The organism is Williamsia herbipolensis (assembly GCF_036153515.1).
GTDB classification, from domain to species: Bacteria; Actinomycetota; Actinomycetes; order Mycobacteriales; family Mycobacteriaceae; genus Williamsia_A; species Williamsia_A herbipolensis.
This window is the reverse complement of the sequence record NZ_CP108021.1, coordinates 4,396,176-4,412,653: the sequence shown is the minus strand read 5'-3', so window position 1 is coordinate 4,412,653 and position 16,478 is coordinate 4,396,176. Positions and strand designations below refer to the sequence as shown.

The following is a 16,478-nucleotide window of genomic DNA, read 5'->3' as shown; positions in this document are numbered from 1 at the left end:
GGACACACCATGACGATCATGCAGCTGCCCACCACCATCGAGAACGACACCACCGACACCGATGCGGCCGACCCCAACCAGCTCGTCCTGAGCTACGAGGAGGTCGAGGAGCTCGGTCGCGAACTGGACGAACTGCGTGCGCGCATCGTCGCCGACCTCGGCGAGCGCGACCGCGAGTACATCTACAAGATCATCAAGGCGCAGCGCGGGTTCGAGGTCGCCGGCCGCGGCCTGGCCTACCTCGGGTGGTTCCCGCCGGCCTGGATCGCAGGCGTCGCCGCGCTGAGCGTGTCGAAGATCCTCGACAACATGGAGATCGGCCACAACGTCATGCACGGCCAGTACGACTGGATGCGTGAACCGTCGCTGAACTCGCGTGAGTTCGAGTGGGACACCGTGTGCCCCTCGGACCAGTGGCGCCACAGCCACAACTACATGCACCACACCTTCACCAACATCCTCGGCGAGGACCGCGACATCGGCTACGGCATCCTGCGCATGGACCGTGACCAGAAGTGGAACCCCTACTACCTCGGCAACCTCGCCTACGCGACCGCGCTGATGGTGGGCTTCGAGTGGGGCGTCATGCTCCACGACCTCGAGGTCGAGAACATCGTGGCCGGCAAGCGCAAGTGGACCGACGTCAAGGGGCTCGTGAAGGGCATGTGGCGCAAGGCCGGCAAGCAGGTCCTCAAGGACTACGTCGTCTACCCGGCGCTCACCGGGCCGCTGTTCCCGCTGACCCTGGCGGGCAACGTGAGCGCCAACCTGATCCGCAACCTGTGGACCTTCTCCATCATCTTCTGCGGGCACTTCCCGTCGGGTGTGCAGACCTTCACCCCGGAGGAATGCGAGAACGAGACGAAGGGCCAGTGGTACCTGCGCCAGATGCTCGGCTCGGCCAACATCACCGGCAGCCCGCTGTTCCACATCATGAGCGGCAACCTCTCGCACCAGATCGAGCACCACCTGTTCCCCGACATCCCGGCCAACCGGTACCCGGAGATGGCGCCCGAGGTGCAGGCGATCTGCGAGAAGTACGGATTGCCCTACAACACAGGTACTTTCAGTCACCAGATCGGGTCGACGTGGAAGAAGATCGCGAAGCTGTCGCTGCCCAATTCGATGGTCTCCGACGACGTCGAGTTCAGTGTTAAGGTCGACCGGCAGAAGCAGGACGTGGCCTGAGAGGTCGCGGCGCGGCGACGACGTGAGGAGGCGGTGACGATGGTCGGACGGTTCGAACGCAACAAGGATCTGCTGCAGACCGCCGTCGAGTCCACCGCCACCCACGTCGGCCGCATCGCCACCATCATCACCGGCGCCGTCGTCGAGATCACCCGAGAGATCGGGGATCTCGTCGCCGACGGCGTCGAGATGCGTGAGGCGGCGAAGAAGGCCGAGATCGACGAGGGCGACCTGCCCGAGATCGACTCGCCCATCGACCCCGAGGACCATCCCGGCCGCGACTTCTGGGCCAAGCGCGAGAAGAACTGACCGGGCAATTGTCCGACCCGCTCGCTACCCTCTGCGGGTGCACACACATCTAATCGGTTGCGCGCGATGACCCGCCTCCGCGGCCTGGCCATCGCGGTCCTCACCTTCGCGATGTTCATGGATCTGATGGACGTCACCATCGTCAACGTCGCGCTGCCCGCGATCCGTGACGATCTCGACGCCAGTCCCTCACAGCTCGAGTGGCTCATCGGCGGATACGTGCTGGCGTTCGCCGGGGTTCTGATCACCGCCGGCCGCCTCGGCGATCGCTACGGTCGGCAACGGGTCTTCATCGTCGGCATCGTCGGCTTCACCCTGGCGTCCCTCACCGCGTCACTGGCCCAGAACGGCGAGACACTCGTCGGGTCCCGTGTCGGGCAGGGCCTGTTCGCCGGCCTGATGGTCCCGCAGGTGCTCGCCAGCGTGCAGGCGCTCTACAAACCGCGCGAGCGCGCGCCGATCTTCGCGATCATCGGCGTCATCACGGCATTGGCCGCGGTCATCGGCCCCGTCCTCGGCGGGTGGCTGGTCACCAGCAACCCGTTCGGGGGCGGATGGCGTGCCATCTTCTTCATCAACGTCCCCGTCGGCGTCATCATCGCCATCGCAGCGGTCGCCTTCGTCCCGAACACCAAGGCAGAGCGTCCATCTCCACTCGATCCGCTGGGCGTACTCCTCGCGGTGGGCGGCATCCTGCTGCTCGTCTACCCGTTGGTGGAGGGACGTCAGCTCGGCTGGCCCGTGTGGTCGTTCGTGCTGATGGCGCTGTCGCCGGTGGTGCTGTTGCTCTTCGTGCTGAACGAACGCCGCCACGACGCCGACGGCGCGATGATGCCGCTGAGACTGTTCACCGATCGCGGATTCACCGGCGGCATCGCGATCCAGTTCCTGTTCCAGGGATCGATCACCTCGTTCTTCCTCATCCTCGCCCTCTACGTGCAGACCGGCCTCGGGTTCTCCGCGATCGCCTCAGGCGCACTCACCCTGCCGTTCAGTCTCGGGGCGATGCTCGCCGCCGGAGTCGCGGCCGCACTCGTCTCGCGTCTCGGCCGGATCCTCCCCGCGGTCGGCGGGGTGCTGATCACGATCGGCACCGCGTGGACCATCCAGGTCCTCCGGAGCGAGGGCACCTCGTACTCGGCGTGGGACTCGGTGATCCCGATGGCGATCGCCGGCATCGGGCTCACGGTCATGTTGGTGCCGCTGCTCGACATCGCGCTGGCGACGGTCGACACCCGTGACTCCGGCGCGGCGTCGGGTGTCCTCGGCACGTTCCAACAGGTGGGCGGCGCTCTCGGCGTCGCGGTCACCGGCGTCATCTTCTTCGACGCCGCGGGCCGCTACAGCCAGCCCGAGCTGCTGCACGCGTTGAGCCTCGCCGCGTGGGTACCGATCATCGGCTACGCCCTCGCCGCGGCATCGGCGGCACTGCTGCCCCGCCTCGACGTCGTGAAAGAGCACCTGGCGTCACTGGACAGCGAGGACGCCGAGCCGGCGATCGCGTGAGACATACCCCCACATCTATTCCCACCGTCGGACATCGGCCCAGCGTGGCGCCAACGATTGCCCGGGGTGGACGGCCGCATTAGTGTCGGCCACGTGTCGAATCAGACTGTCCCCACCGAGTCCGCCGCACGGCGGCGGCCGGCCGCGTTGACCTTCCCCAACCCGGTCAACGAGTACGCCGCGCGTTCCACGGCGGCACTGGTCGTGGTGCTCGCGATCGTGACGATCGCCGTCGACACCCCGATCCTCTACGCCGTGCTCGCGGCGGGATTCCTGCTTCGCGTCATCTCCGGCCCCACCTTGTCCCCCTTCGGACAGCTGTCGGTCCGCGTGATCGTGCCCCGGCTGGGCCTCACCAAGATGGTCCCCGGCCCGCCCAAGCGCTTCGCCCAGGCGATCGGCCTCACCATCACCGGCGTCGCTCTCGTCCTCAGTCTGCTCGGTTTCGGCCTCGCCGCCCAGATCACGGTCGGGCTCGTGGTGATCGCCGCACTGCTCGAGTCGGCTGCCGGGATCTGCCTCGGCTGCATCATCTTCGGCTTTCTCCAGCGCCGCGGCGTCATCCCCGAGAGCGTGTGCGAGGCCTGCAACAACATCTCGCTGCGCTCACCGGCCTGACCCGCGCCTCTACGAGATCGAGAGCGCGATCCCGTCGAGGATGTCGTGCTCACTCACCACGAGTTCGGTGATCCCCGACCGCTCGGCGAGCACCCGCGCGAGTTCGAGCGTCACCAGCGAGCCCCCGCCGATCACGTCGACACGGCCCGGGTGCATCGGACCCAGCGCGGCGCGGTCCTCGCGGGTCATCGACACCAGCCGCTCGCACACCTGGGTCAGATCGCCCAGCGCGATCCGCGATCGGTGGATGCGTTCGGCGTCGTAGGTAGGGAGATCGAGAGCGAGTGCCGCCAGCGTCGTCATCGTGCCGGCCACGCCCACCCAGGTGCGCGCCTGATCGACCGGCACCACGGCGAAGGCACGGGCGAGTTCGGTCGCCGCGACATCGCGCGCCCGGGAGACCTCATCGGCGGTCGGCGGATCGGAGTGCAGCACCCGTTCGGTGAGCCGCACGCACCCGATGTTCGTCGAGAACGCCGCCGACACCCCCGAGCCGGCGTCGCCGAGGACCACCTCGGTCGATCCGCCACCGAGGTCGGTCACCACGAACGGGCCGTGCGCCGGGTCGAACTCGCCGACGGCGCCGGCGAACGACATCCGCGCCTCCTCGTCACCGGTGATCACCTCGGCGACCGCACCGTCCGACACATGGCCGAGCAGCTCACGGGTCATGGCGAAGAACTCGTCACGGTTGCCCGCGTCGCGGGTCGCCGACGTGGCGACCATCCGCACCGCCGTGACACCGTTGGCCTCCATCACCGTCACGTAGTCGGCCAACGCCGTGCGCGTGCGGGCCAGGGCGCCGGTCGTGAACTCGCCGGTCGCATCGACACCTTCACCGAGCCGCACCACGCGCATCTCGCGGTGCACGTCGAGCAGGCAGCCGTCGTCGTCGCGGCGGGAGATGAGCAGTCGGATCGAGTTGGTGCCGCAGTCGACGGCGGCGACGGTGCTCACGACGAGCCCTCCACATCGAGATCGGGGAAGTCGGCGGCACGGGGCCAGTCGGCGGGCAACGCCGTTCCGCGCAAGGATGATTCGGCCGCCAGCGCCACCGCCTCGTCGCCGAGCGGGTTCGCCCCCGGGCCCTTCGCCAGCGAATGCGCGATGAGCACATGCAGACATTTCACGCGGTCGGGCATACCGCCGCCGGTGAAATCCGTACCCAACGATTCGATCTCGTCACGCTCGGCGAGATACGACAGGTGGGCGTCGCGGTACCGGGCCGCGAGCTCGGCGTCGGTCAGCAACCGCTGCGACATCGACCGCATCACCCCTGCCGACTCCAGTCGGCTCGCCTCGGCGGTCAGCCGCGGGTCGGTCAGGTAGAACAAAGTCGGGAACGGCGTGCCGTCGGGCAGCCGCGGCGCGGTCTTCACCACCGCGGGCGCGCCGTCGGGCGTGCGGTAGCTGATCTCCAGCACACCGCGCGGCTCGCGCCCGAGTTGCGCGGCGACCGCGGCGAGATCCTCCTGCGAGGGCTGCCGGTGGGCCTGATCGGTCACTCCCGGTCTGTCCTCACCGGTCGACCGGCGTGGACACCGATTCCAGGAGATTGGTGTACCAGGCGTTGCCGGCACGACGCTCGGCCCGCTTCTCCTCGTCAGACTTCGCGGGCGGTGTCGGGAACTGCATGACGACGGCCTTGTCACCGGGCATCACGAACTGGAGACGATCGCGGGCCTGGGCCTGGATGTACGCGGGATCGTTCTGCTCGTCGACCTTCGACTGCAGCTCCGAGACCTCGGTGCGCAGCGAGGTGTTCGCTCCCGCGAGCTGATCCGACTCCGACTGCTGCGAGAAGTACGTCCGCAACGGCACCGCGAGTGTCAGCGCGACGACGCTCACCACCATCGCGAGCAGCACCGCACGTTTCGGGCTCATGCCCCGCACCAGACGCCGACGCGGACGATCGTCGACGACGGCCGTCGAGCCGACGTCCCGACCGGTCTCGCGTCGGGGCAAGGGGTCGAGGTCGTCGTCGACCGAGGCCGCCGTGTCGAGAGGATCCGGCGTCACCGGGGTCTCGGCACGACGTGACTCGGTGCGTGCCCGGTCCATGCGCGAGCCGCTCACACGACGACCGTCGGCACGACGTGCCGGGGTCGGGCGCGCAGAACCGCGCCCCCGCCCCCGTCGATCGTTGCGCCCGGTCATCGGTCGTAGCCCGTCACGGTCCGAGTCCTCCTGCTCAGCCCTCGAACGAGAAGCGCGGGAACGCCAGATCGCCTGCGTAGCGGGCGGCGTCGCCCAGGCCCTCCTCGATACGGAGAAGCTGGTTGTACTTCGCGACGCGCTCGCTGCGCGCCGGGGCACCGGTCTTGATCTGGCCGCAGCTGCACGCGACGGCGAGGTCGGCGATGGTGGTGTCCTCGGTCTCGCCGGAACGGTGGCTCATCATCGTCTTGTAGCCGTTGTTGTGCGCGAGCGCGACGGCGTCGAGGGTCTCGGTGAGGGTGCCGATCTGGTTCACCTTCACGAGCAACGCGTTGGCGGCACCCTTGTTGATGCCGTCCTCGAGACGCTCGGGGTTGGTGACGAAGAGGTCGTCACCGACGAGCTGCACCTTGTCGCCGATCGACTCCGTCAGCGACACCCAACCGTCCCAGTCGTTCTCGTCGAGCGGGTCCTCGATCGAGACGAGCGGGTACGACGCCACGAGCTCGGCGTAGAACGCCGACATCTCGGCCGCGGTCTTGGTCTCCTTCTCGAACGCGTAACCGGTTCCTGCGGTGTAGAACTCGGTCGCGGCGACGTCGAGCGCGAGCGCGATGTCGCGACCGGGGGTCAGCCCGGTCTTGCCGATGGCCTCGAGGATGAGGTCGAGCGCGGCCTTGGTGCCCGCGAGGTCGGGGGCGAAGCCGCCCTCGTCGCCGAGACCGGTCGAGAGTCCCTTGTCCTTGAGCACCGACTTCAGCGCGTGATAGACCTCCGCGCCCCAGCGCAGCGCCTCCTTGAACGTCGGCGCGCCGACCGGGGCGATCATGAACTCCTGCACGTCGACGCCGCTGTCGGCGTGGGCGCCACCGTTGATGATGTTCATCATCGGCACGGGGAGGATGTGTGCGTTGGGTCCACCGACGTAACGGAACAGCGGCAACCCGGCCGACTCCGCAGCGCCCTTGGCGACCGCGAGCGACACACCGAGCAGGGCGTTGGCGCCGAGTCGCGACTTGTCGGCGGTGCCGTCGAGATCGAGCAGCGCCTGGTCGACGACGCGCTGGTCGTCGGCCTCGATGCCGATGACCGCGGGAGCGATCTCGCCGAGGACCGACTCGACGGCCTTGGTCACGCCCTTGCCGCCGTAGCGATCGCCACCGTCGCGCAGCTCGACGGCCTCGTGCTCACCGGTGGAGGCGCCCGAGGGCACCGCGGCGCGGGTGAAGGTCCCGTCGTCGAGGACCACCTCGACCTCGACGGTCGGATTTCCCCGGGAGTCGAGGATCTCTCGCGCTCCCACCTGATCGATCGTGGCCACGTGGCGCCCCTTCGTCGTCGCTCGACGGCGTCGGTGAGACCGGGTGTCGGTCACCGAACGCCATGTTCGGGTCAAAGACTAATGCCAAGCACCCCCTCGACCGGCGTCTGACTCGCCCGCGCCGAGGACCGACTCGGCGACGCTCCGCCCCACCGACGGCTAGAAGGCGACGTCGACCGAGTAGGCGTTGGCGTGATCGCGGACGTCGAGCACGTATTTCATCGAGTTGTTATAGACCATGACCGCCTTCTCCCACCCCTGCGGCGTGGTCAGGTCCCCACCGGAGACACACAGGTACCGCGCAGCCGACAACGCCGCGTCGTCGATGTTGTCGGGGCTCGCGACCCCGTCGCCGTTGGCGTCGACGCCGTAGCGCTTCCACGTCTCGGGGATGAACTGGAACGGTCCCATCGCGCGGTCGAGGGTGCTGTCGCCGTCGAGGGTGCCGCCGTCGGTGTCGGCGATCTTCGCGTTGCCCGACGTGCCGTCGAGCAGCACACCTCGGATCGGTGGGCGCACGTCGCCGTTGGGCGCGACCGTCGAGCCCCGGTAGGTCCCGTGCTTGCTCTCCACGCCGGCCACCCCGGCCAGGGTGGTCCAGGCCAGACCGCATTCGGGGTGCTGCTGTCGCTGGATCTCCGCGGCGTTGCCGTAGGCCTCCATCGAGGTCAGCGGGATGCCGGTCGAGGCGGCGATGGGTCGCGCCCAGGCCTCGAGACGGTCGGCCGTCCGACCGGGGGCGTTGATGTCCAGATACGGGACCGCGGCGCCCGGACCGGGCGGGACGCCGTCGGGGATCGGCGCCGACTGGCGTCCGGGGAGATCAATACACGCGCTCGCCATCACCGCCACCACCGGCGCCAACACCAGCGGTGCCAGCGTGCGTGAGCGACGGCGCGCGCCGACCGTCCACGGTGATCGCACTGGCCTGCGCACGGTCGACCCCTTTCTGTTCATCGGTCCAGCGTCTCAACTGCTCGGCGACATTTATCGTTCCCACGCCGCACGGGGTACTCTCCCGAAGTTAGCCTTACCGAACGTTGCACAGCCTTAGCTGAGCGCGGCCAGTTCGCCCGAACCCCGAAGGATCACGCCACATGAACTCCCCCTCCGTGGTGACCCAGTTGTTCGGTAGTGGACTCATCGGCGTGCGCGAGGGCCTCGAGACCGGGATCGTCGTGATGATCCTGGTCGCGTTCCTCGTCAAATCCGACCGTCGTGACGCGCTGCGGTGGGTGTGGATCGGCGTGGCGGCCGCGGTCGCCATGGTGTTCGCGGTGTTCGCGGGCATCCATTACGGCACCTCCACCATCTCCGGGCTGGCCGCCGAGGCGGTCGCCGGCGTCGCCTCGCTGGTCGCGGTCGTCATCGTCACGCTGATGGTTCTGTGGATGCGCGGGGCCGCCGCGCACATCTCGGGCGATCTGAAGGCCGGGATGGGCCGCGCACTCGAACTCGGCGCACCCGCCGTCCTCGCCCTGGCGTTCCTCGCCGTCGGTCGTGAGGGCATCGAGACGGCGCTGCTCATGGTCGGCTACGCCGAGAACACCTCCGGCAGCAGCTGGCCGTTGGTCGGGCTGCTCATCGGCGTCCTCATCGCGGTGGGCATCACCATCGGCCTCTACTTCGGCACCGTAAAGATCAACCTGCAGAAGTTCTTCACCTACACCGGCGCGTTCCTCATCGTCGTCGCGGCCGGGATCCTGGCCTACGGGATCCACGCCGTGCAGACCGTCGGCTGGCTCCCCGGACTGTCCGATCGCGCGTTCGACATCTCCTCGGTGTACGACCAGTCGTCGTGGTACGGAACGCTTCTCGGTGGCATCTTCAACTTCACTCCGGAGCCCACGGTGCTCCAGGTCGTCGCGTGGGTCGCCTACCTCGCCGTCGTGATGACCCTGTTCTTCCGCCCGCGTCGCAGCACCGGCCAGTCCACGGCCGCCGCACCTGCCGCACGCGTCGAGACCCCGGCCGCCCAGTGAGCCGGATGCTGAAAGGGAACCCGGTGACATCCAGGCTCATCACGACCACTGCCGCGTGCGCGGCGCTCGCGGCGCCACTGCTCCTCGCCGCGTGCACCGAGAAGGCGACGTCGTCGGAGAAGACGATCGCCGTCACCTCCACCGACAGCTCGTGCGACCTGTCGACGTCGGAGGCGCAGACCGGCAACGTCGACTTCACCGTGAACAACAACGGCGACAAGGTCACCGAGTTCTACGTCTACGGCAACAACAACCGTGTGCTCGGCGAGGTCGAGAACATCGGTCCCGGCCTCACCGGCAAGCTCACCGTCGAGATCGTCGACCCCGCCACCTACCAGGTCGCCTGCAAGCCGGGCATGGTCGGCGACGGGATCCGCAAGGACCTCACCGTCTCCGGCGAGAAGAAGGAGCGCTCGCAGGCGCCGGCCAGTGTCGAGACCGCCAAGCAGACCTACCTCACCTACGTCCGCGGCCAGCTGAATGGGCTGCAGGCACAGACGAAGTCGTTCACCGACGCGATCATCGCCGGCGACCTCGACGCCGCACGGGCGCAGTTCGGCCTCACCCGCACCTTCTACGAACGCATCGAGCCCGTGGCCGAGTCGTTCCCCGACCTCGACCCCGCCATCGACATGCGGTGGGACGACACCGCCGACGGCAGTGAGCCGTTCACCGGCTTCCACCGCCTCGAGCGTTTCCTGTGGCCGCCGCAGCAGTCCGACGTCGGCGAGCAGGGCAGCGACGTCGCCGCCGCCGACCTGGCCAACAGCCGCACCGCCGACACCAAGGACGCGATCGACAAGGTCGCCGCCCAGCTGAACACCGACGTGGGCCGTCTCGTGACCGAGGTGGCCAAGCCCGACTTCACCTTCGAGACACAGTCGTTCGTGAAGGGCCCGCAGGCCCTCGTCGACGAGATCGCGGCGACCAAGGTCGGCGGCGAGGAGGATCGCTACTCCCACACCGACCTGTTCGACTTCGCCGCCAACATCGACGGCTCGGAGACGCTCATCGCCGATCTGCAGCCGGTCATCTCGGCGAAGAACCCGGCGCTGATGGACAAGATCACCGCGCAGTTCCAGACCATCCGCAACGACATCAACTCGTTCCGCTCCGGCGACGGGTACGTCTCCTACGACACCGTCCCCGCCGAGAAGCGGAAGTCGTTGTCGGATCAGATCGATGCCCTGTCGCAGTCGCTGAGCCAGGTTCCGGGGTTGGTGCTGGGTCAGTGACCGAACCCACCGCTCCTCCTCCCGGACCACCGACGTCGTCTCGGCGGTTCTCCCGTCGCACGTTGTTCGGTGCGACGGGCGCGGGGGTGGTGGTCGCGGCCGCCGCGGGTGTCACCGGCGCCCGTCTCGCCGAGGGCGACTCGTCGTCGTCGGATGTCGTGGCGTTCCGCGGGACCCGGCAGGCCGGCATCATCACCGAGGCCCAGGACCGACTCCACTTCGCCTCGTTCGATGTGATCACCGACTCGCGCGACGAGCTGATCGACATGCTCAAGCGGTGGACCGCGGCGGCCGAGCGGATGACCAGGGGGCAGGAGACCGTCGACGGCGGTGCCGTCGACCACGGTGAGTACAACCCTCCCGCCGACACCGGCGAGGCACTCGGCCTCGAGGCCTCGGCGTTGACGTTGACCGTCGGTTTCGGTCCCGGCCTGTTCGGACCCAGCGCGTCGGACCCGTCACGCGGCGATCGCTTCGGCATCGGAGACCGCAAACCCGCTGCGCTGAAAGATCTCCCGGGGTTCGCCAAGGATGCGATCGAGCCGTCGCGCAGCCACGGCGACATCTGCGTGCAGGCGTGTGCCAACGACCCGCAGGTGGCGGTGCACGCCATCCGCAACCTCGCTCGACTCGGTTTCGGCGTGGTGAGCGTGCGGTGGTCCCAGCTCGGCTTCGGCCGCACCTCGACGACCACCGCCAACCAGCAGACACCGCGGAACATGTTCGGGTTCAAGGACGGCACCGCGAACATCCGCGCCGAGCAGACCGACGTCCTCGACCGGTGGGTGTGGGTCGACCCGACCGACAACCCGGCCTCGGCGCAGTGGATGACCGGCGGCAGCTACCTCGTCGCGCGCCGCATCCGCATGGACATCGAGCCCTGGGACCGCGCGAACCTCTCCGAGCAGGAGGCCATCGTCGGACGCACCAAGGGCGTCGGCGCCCCGCTGGGCATGACCCGCGAGGACGACACCCCGAACTTCGCGGTCGCCACCTCCGACGGACCGACCATCGCCCGCGACGCGCACGTCCGACTCGCCCACCCGGACAACCTGAACGGCATCCAGATCCTGCGGCGCGGTTACAACTTCACCGACGGCTCCGACGGTTTCGGCCACCTCGACGCCGGCCTGTTCTTCATCGCCTACTGCCGCGACCCGGGCGCCCAGTTCGTGCCCATGCAGCGTCAACTCGCCTCCAAGGACGCGATGATGGAGTACCTGTCGCACAACGGCAGCGCACTGTTCGCCTGCCCGCCCGGGTTGAAGCCCGGCGAATGGTGGGGACAGCACCTCTTCACCTGATCGGTACCGTGGGAGTCGTGGACATCGACCGCTGGCGCAGCCGACTCCCGGTCCGTCGATCCTCCGACGGCGAGATCATCGGCTGGACGATCTCGAAGGATCCCTACGCAGACGTCGTCGACGCGGTGAACCCCGTCGGACAGGTCGTCGCCACCGAGATCGACATCGCCGACGCCGCCGAGGTGTTGGCGGCGCGAGGGCTCGCCTCGCTGACCGCACCGTGTTGGGCACGGGCGCCGATCCCGATCACCCGCGACACCGACTTCACGCGGCCGCAACCGGAGTGGCGGTGGCGGCGGGTGGCGATGACCCAGCTCGACGACAACGCCGTGTGGATCCGCGCCGCCTATCCGCATCACGCCGAGCGGTTCACCGAGGTGCCGCTGCGGCTTCCCGCCGACGACATCCTCCTGCTCGACCCGCCGACGACCGACGAGTAGCGCTCAGTCGATCGACACGAACCCGCGGCGCCAGTCGTCGGGATCGGGCGCGGTGACCCTGGCGGTCCGGAGAACCTTCTCCGCGGTGCGTACCCGATCCATGAAGGCGACGATGCGGCTGCGCTGACGGTCCTCGAGACTGGCCTCCGGGTCGCCGGCGAGATGGGTCGCGAAGTGGATCGTCAACAGCGACTCCGGGATCAGGTCACGCGGGAAAGCCGCCGCGTCAAGACGCTCGATCACCTTCTGCGTCAACGCCAACGCCGGTTGCGACACCGCCACGCCGTCCAGCACGGAGTCGCGGGCCTTCTCGGCGGCCTTGCTCTCCTCCCATTGACGCAGTTGCGTCTCCAGGTCGGTCTCCCCCGCCAACACACCGGCCGTGCGCGAGGAGATCTTCGCGGTGAACGCACGTGCGACGTCGTCGATGTCGAACGGTTCGGTCGGATCGTCGGCGGCGATCCGCGCGTGGAACAGCACCTGCAACAGGATGTCGGCGAGTTCCTCGAGAAGGTCGGCGCGGCTGCCGCCCTCGATGGCGTCGAGCAGTTCGTAGGTCTCCTCGAGCAGATAGCGACGCAGCGAGTCGTGGGTCTGCGCCGCCTCCCAGGGGCCGGTGCGGCGCAGACGATCCATCAGCTCGACGGCCTCGAGCAGTGCCTCACCGCTGCGCGGACGGGGCTCGGTCACGACACCGCGTGGTCGTCGGTGATCGTGGGACCGCGCATGTCGCGCGAGCCCGGATCGGATCCGTGGATCACCAGCAACACGTCGGCGACGACCTGGATGAGTTCGACGTCGCGCACCCGGGCGCTGCCGACCCCTGCGGTGCGCGGAACCGGAAGGGTGAGAACAGATGTCGTCGCCCGATACGACGATCCGGGGTAGATGCGCTTGATCCGGATCTGCTGGCTGTCGAGCAGGGACACCTGCGCGATCTTGACCTGGGTACCGGCCATCCCGATCTCGGTGACGCCGAGTTCGCGCGCCAGCAGACGCAGTTTGGCCACCGACACCAGGCGCGACACCTCCGCGGGCAGCGGACCATAGCGGTCGAGGAGTTCGTCGACGATCGAGGTGATGTCCGACTCGTCGAGTGCCGCCGCCAGTTTGCGGTAGGCCTCGAGGCGCAGACGGTCGGAGTCGACGTAGTCGGCCGGGATGTGGGCGTCGACCGGCAGGTCGATGCGGACCTCGCGGTTCTCCTCCGACATGATCGGCTTGCCGTCGGCCGCAGCGCGATAGGCCTCCACGGCCTCGCCGACCAGCCGGACGTAGAGGTCGAAACCCACCCCGGCGACGTGTCCGGACTGCTCGGCCCCCAATACGTTTCCCGCACCGCGGAGCTCCAGGTCCTTGAGCGCGACAGCCATACCGGCACCGAGTTCGTTGTTCTGCGCGATGGTGGCCAGCCGGTCGTAGGCCGTCTCGGTGAGCGGCTTCTCGGGGCTGTAGAGGAGGTAGGCGTACCCGCGTTCGCGACTGCGACCCACGCGGCCGCGCAACTGGTGGAGCTGCGAGAGACCCAGCGCCTCGGCGCGGTCGACGATGAGTGTGTTCGCGTTGGAGATGTCGAGACCGGTCTCGATGATCGTCGTGCAGACGAGGACGTCGAACTCGCGGTTCCAGAAGCCGGCGACGGTGCGTTCGAGCTGTTCCTCGCCCATCTGGCCGTGCGCGACCACGACCCTCGCCTCGGGCACCATATCCTGGATGTTCTTGGCGGCCTTGTCGATCGAGCTCACCCGGTTGTGCACGAAGAACACCTGGCCGTCGCGCAGCAGTTCACGTCGGATCGCCGCGGCGACCTGCTTGGGTTGATAGGCGCCGACGTAGGTGAGCACCGGGTGGCGTTCCTCGGGTGGCGTGAGGATGGTCGACATCTCGCGGATGCCCGCCATCGACATCTCCAGGGTGCGTGGGATCGGTGTCGCCGACATCGTCAGCACGTCGACGTGGGTCCGCAGCGCCTTGATGTGTTCCTTGTGTTCGACGCCGAAACGCTGCTCCTCGTCGACGATCACGAGCCCGAGGTCCTTCCACCGGACCGCGGTCTGCAGCAGTCGGTGGGTGCCGACCACGATGTCGACGCCGCCCTCGGCCATCGAGTCGATGATCTCGCGCGACTCCTTGGCGTCGGTGAAACGCGACAGCCCGCGGATGGTCACCGGGAACCCCGCCATGCGTTCGGTGAATGTCTGCAGATGCTGTTGCGCCAGAATGGTCGTCGGCACCAGCACGGCGACCTGTTTGCCGTCCTGCACCGCCTTGAACGCGGCGCGCACCGCGATCTCGGTCTTGCCGTAGCCCACGTCGCCGACGATGACGCGGTCCATCGGGACCGCCTTCTCCATGTCGGACTTGACCTCGCCGATCACCGTCATCTGATCGACGGTCTCGGTGAAACCGAAGGCGTCCTCCATCTCGGTCTGCCACGGGGTGTCGGGGGCGAAGGCGTGTCCCGGTGCGGCGTGGCGCGCGGCGTAGAGCGCGACGAGCTCACCGGCGATCTCGCGAACGGCCTTGCGCGCCTTGCGCTTGGTGTTCTGCCAGTCCGATCCGCCGAGCTTCGACAGCGACGGCTGCTCGCCGCCGACGTAGCGGGAGAGCTGGTCGAGGGAGTCCATCGGCACGAACAGGCGGTCACCGGGGTGGCCACGCTTGCTGGGTGCGTACTCGATCACCAGGTACTCACGGCGCGCACCGGCGACGGTGCGTTCGATCATCTCGACGAACTTGCCGATGCCGTGTTGATCGTGGACGACCATGTCGCCGGCGGTCAGCGCCAGCGGGTCGACCTGGTTGCGGCGCTTGGCCGGCAGTCGCTTGCCCTCGCGAGCTCCGGCGACCCTCGACCCGGTGAGGTCGGCCTCGGAGACGATCACCAGGCCCGCATCGGGACAGATCAGCCCATGCCGCAACGTCCCACAGAGAATGGAGACGATGCCGGGTTCCGGTGTCGACCCGATGTCGCCGATCGTCGCGGGGACCTCCGCCTCACCGAGGCGTTCGAGGTAGCGCTGGGCGGTTCCCCGTCCGGCGACGACGATCGTCGCACGGCCACCGGTGGTGACGTGCGCGCGCAACGAGGCGAACGTCGTCGCGAGCTCGGTCTCCGACCCGCGGGGCGCGGGCCCCGGGGCGAGATCGAGGCGCACGGTCGTCTCGTCGTCGATGTCGGGTGCGGTCTCGAGCGGACTCATCGTCCACCACGGTCGACCCGCGGCGACGGTGGTCTCCTGGACCTCCGCGAGGGGCCGATAGCTGCTGGCCTGCAGGTCGATCCCGCCGAGACCGTTGCCGTCCCCGGCGTTCGAGTCGAGCGGTGCGTCACCCCCCATCGACGCCGCCGTCCACGACGCCTCGAGGAACTCCGCTCCGGTCTTCGCGAGGTCGGCGGCGCGGGTGCGCACTTTCTCGGGGTCGAGAACGAGGACGTGTGTGCCCTCGGGCATCACCTCGGTGAGCAACTGCATCTGTCCACCCACGAGGACCGGGATGAGCGCCTCCATGCCCTCGGCCGGCATGCCCTCGGACAGTTTCGTGAGCATCTCGGTGAGCGATCGATCGGTGCCCTCGGTGTCGATCAGCTCGGCGGCACGGACCCGCACGGCGTCGGTCAGGATCAGTTCTCGACACGGGTGCACGTGCACCACCGAGGCGTCGACCTCGGGCTGGCTGCGTTGGTCGGCGACGGAGAACGCGCGCTGCTCGGTGATCTCATCACCCCAGAACTCCACGCGCACCGGGAGATCAGAGGTCGTGGGGAACACGTCGAGGATGCCGCCGCGGACCGCGAACTCGCCGCGCTTGCCGACCATGTCGACGCGTTCGTAGGCCAGCTCCACCAGCCTCGCGAGAAGAGCGTCGAAATCGAACTCCGCGCCCTCACGCAGGGTGATGGGGTCGGTGTCGCCCACGCCCGGCGCCATGGGCTGCACCAGCGACCGCACCGTGGTGACGACCACCGTCAGCGGCGGCCCGTAGGCGGCGTCCTCGGGATGGGCCAGGCGATGCAGGACCTGGAGTCTCGCACCGACGGTGTCGGCGCTGGGCGAGAGTCGTTCGTGCGGCAGCGTCTCCCACGACGGGAACTGCGCGACCGCGTCGCCGATCATCTGGCGGAGTTCGGCGGTCAGGTCGTCGGCCTCGCGGCCGTTGGCCGACACCACCAGCAGCGGACCCGAGGGCACCGCGGGATCATCGGCCGGCTGGGCCGCCGCGGCGAGGACGAAAGGCCGCGCCGAGTCGGGACCGGTGATGTCGAGTGCGCGACGCCCGCGCAGCGCGCGGATGCCGGCGATCGCCGCATCGGCACATGCGACAGCGGCGAGTCCGGCGAGCGGATCGACGGGGGCCGGATCGGCGGGGCGCGCATCGACGGACGAGAGAGGAGATGCCACCACACGATGGTATTC

Annotated in this window: 14 protein-coding genes and 1 pseudogene; 8 read left to right on the top strand and 7 right to left on the bottom strand. The window is 68.6% G+C overall.

Features of this window, described 5'->3' with window-relative positions; genetic code table 11:
- Window positions 1-18 precede the first annotated feature (18 nt).
- From OG579_RS20555 to OG579_RS20540, 4 genes are all read left to right on the top strand, one after another.
- Complete coding sequence (locus OG579_RS20555; RefSeq protein WP_150116444.1) at window positions 19-1,188, top strand: fatty acid desaturase family protein; 1,170 nt, start codon at window positions 19-21, stop codon at window positions 1,186-1,188.
- A 39-nt stretch (window positions 1,189-1,227) separates the two neighbouring features.
- The gene (locus OG579_RS20550; RefSeq protein WP_055792201.1) at window positions 1,228-1,497 is read left to right on the top strand and encodes a hypothetical protein; all 270 of its coding nucleotides are present in this window, start codon (window positions 1,228-1,230) and stop codon (window positions 1,495-1,497) included.
- A gap of 66 nt (window positions 1,498-1,563) precedes the next feature.
- Window positions 1,564-3,003, top strand: coding sequence for a DHA2 family efflux MFS transporter permease subunit (locus OG579_RS20545; protein WP_328857462.1), 1,440 nt, complete (start codon window positions 1,564-1,566; stop codon window positions 3,001-3,003).
- Window positions 3,004-3,096: 93 nt separating this feature from the next.
- Window positions 3,097-3,621: a DUF4395 domain-containing protein gene (locus OG579_RS20540; RefSeq protein WP_328857461.1), complete on the top strand. Its 525-nt coding sequence runs from the start codon at window positions 3,097-3,099 to the stop codon at window positions 3,619-3,621.
- Window positions 3,622-3,630: 9 nt separating this feature from the next.
- On the opposite strand, the gene OG579_RS20535 is transcribed toward OG579_RS20540, so the two are convergent.
- The 5 genes from OG579_RS20535 to OG579_RS20515 form a co-directional block, all read right to left on the bottom strand.
- The gene (locus tag OG579_RS20535; protein WP_328857460.1) at window positions 3,631-4,578 is read right to left on the bottom strand and encodes a Ppx/GppA phosphatase family protein; all 948 of its coding nucleotides are present in this window, start codon (window positions 4,576-4,578) and stop codon (window positions 3,631-3,633) included.
- The gene (locus OG579_RS20530) at window positions 4,575-5,126 is read right to left on the bottom strand and encodes a DUF501 domain-containing protein (RefSeq protein ID WP_328857459.1); all 552 of its coding nucleotides are present in this window, start codon (window positions 5,124-5,126) and stop codon (window positions 4,575-4,577) included. The genes OG579_RS20535 and OG579_RS20530 overlap by 4 nt, the downstream gene beginning before the upstream one ends.
- Before the next feature lie 13 nt (window positions 5,127-5,139).
- A complete protein-coding gene (locus OG579_RS20525) occupies window positions 5,140-5,697 on the bottom strand; it encodes an FtsB family cell division protein (RefSeq protein ID WP_328857458.1) in 558 nt (185 codons plus the stop codon).
- Window positions 5,698-5,812: 115 nt separating this feature from the next.
- Complete coding sequence (gene eno / locus OG579_RS20520) at window positions 5,813-7,099, bottom strand: phosphopyruvate hydratase (protein WP_045822009.1); 1,287 nt, start codon at window positions 7,097-7,099, stop codon at window positions 5,813-5,815.
- A gap of 159 nt (window positions 7,100-7,258) precedes the next feature.
- A complete protein-coding gene (locus OG579_RS20515) occupies window positions 7,259-7,942 on the bottom strand; it encodes a lytic transglycosylase domain-containing protein (RefSeq protein ID WP_238981210.1) in 684 nt (227 codons plus the stop codon).
- A 254-nt stretch (window positions 7,943-8,196) separates the two neighbouring features.
- Between OG579_RS20515 and efeU the strand changes: the two genes are divergently transcribed.
- The 4 genes from efeU to OG579_RS20495 are packed head-to-tail and all read left to right on the top strand — an operon-like array spanning window position 8,197 to window position 12,060.
- Window positions 8,197-9,081 (top strand): iron uptake transporter permease EfeU, encoded by an 885-nt coding sequence (efeU, locus tag OG579_RS20510; RefSeq protein WP_328857457.1) that lies wholly within the window; start codon window positions 8,197-8,199, stop codon window positions 9,079-9,081.
- Between the two features lie 5 nt (window positions 9,082-9,086).
- On the top strand, window positions 9,087-10,316 hold the full coding sequence (efeO, locus tag OG579_RS20505) for an iron uptake system protein EfeO (protein ID WP_328857456.1): 1,230 nt from the start codon (window positions 9,087-9,089) through the stop codon (window positions 10,314-10,316).
- Window positions 10,313-11,620 carry an iron uptake transporter deferrochelatase/peroxidase subunit gene (efeB, locus tag OG579_RS20500; RefSeq protein ID WP_328857455.1) on the top strand — a complete coding sequence of 436 codons (1,308 nt, stop codon included), beginning with the start codon at window positions 10,313-10,315 and terminating at the stop codon, window positions 11,618-11,620. The genes efeO and efeB overlap by 4 nt, the downstream gene beginning before the upstream one ends.
- 17 nt (window positions 11,621-11,637) lie before the next feature.
- A complete protein-coding gene (locus OG579_RS20495) occupies window positions 11,638-12,060 on the top strand; it encodes a hypothetical protein (protein WP_328857454.1) in 423 nt (140 codons plus the stop codon).
- Between the two features lie 3 nt (window positions 12,061-12,063).
- Here OG579_RS20495 and OG579_RS20490 read toward each other — a convergent pair.
- Both OG579_RS20490 and mfd read right to left on the bottom strand, forming a co-directional pair.
- Window positions 12,064-12,735, bottom strand: a pseudogene (locus OG579_RS20490) (MazG family protein); the annotation flags it as partial.
- Window positions 12,736-12,746: 11 nt separating this feature from the next.
- Complete coding sequence (gene mfd, locus OG579_RS20485; RefSeq protein WP_328857453.1) at window positions 12,747-16,463, bottom strand: transcription-repair coupling factor; 3,717 nt, start codon at window positions 16,461-16,463, stop codon at window positions 12,747-12,749.
- Window positions 16,464-16,478 lie beyond the last annotated feature (15 nt).

Coding starts and splice junctions, on each gene's coding strand:
- OG579_RS20555 (WP_150116444.1), top strand. CDS start 19: ATGCAGCTGCCCACCACCATCGAGAACGACACCACCGACACCGATGCG.
- OG579_RS20550 (WP_055792201.1), top strand. CDS start 1,228: ATGGTCGGACGGTTCGAACGCAACAAGGATCTGCTGCAGACCGCCGTC.
- OG579_RS20545 (WP_328857462.1), top strand. CDS start 1,564: ATGACCCGCCTCCGCGGCCTGGCCATCGCGGTCCTCACCTTCGCGATG.
- OG579_RS20515 (WP_238981210.1), bottom strand. CDS start 7,942: ATGGCGAGCGCGTGTATTGATCTCCCCGGACGCCAGTCGGCGCCGATC.
- efeU (WP_328857457.1), top strand. CDS start 8,197: ATGAACTCCCCCTCCGTGGTGACCCAGTTGTTCGGTAGTGGACTCATC.
- efeO (WP_328857456.1), top strand. CDS start 9,087: ATGCTGAAAGGGAACCCGGTGACATCCAGGCTCATCACGACCACTGCC.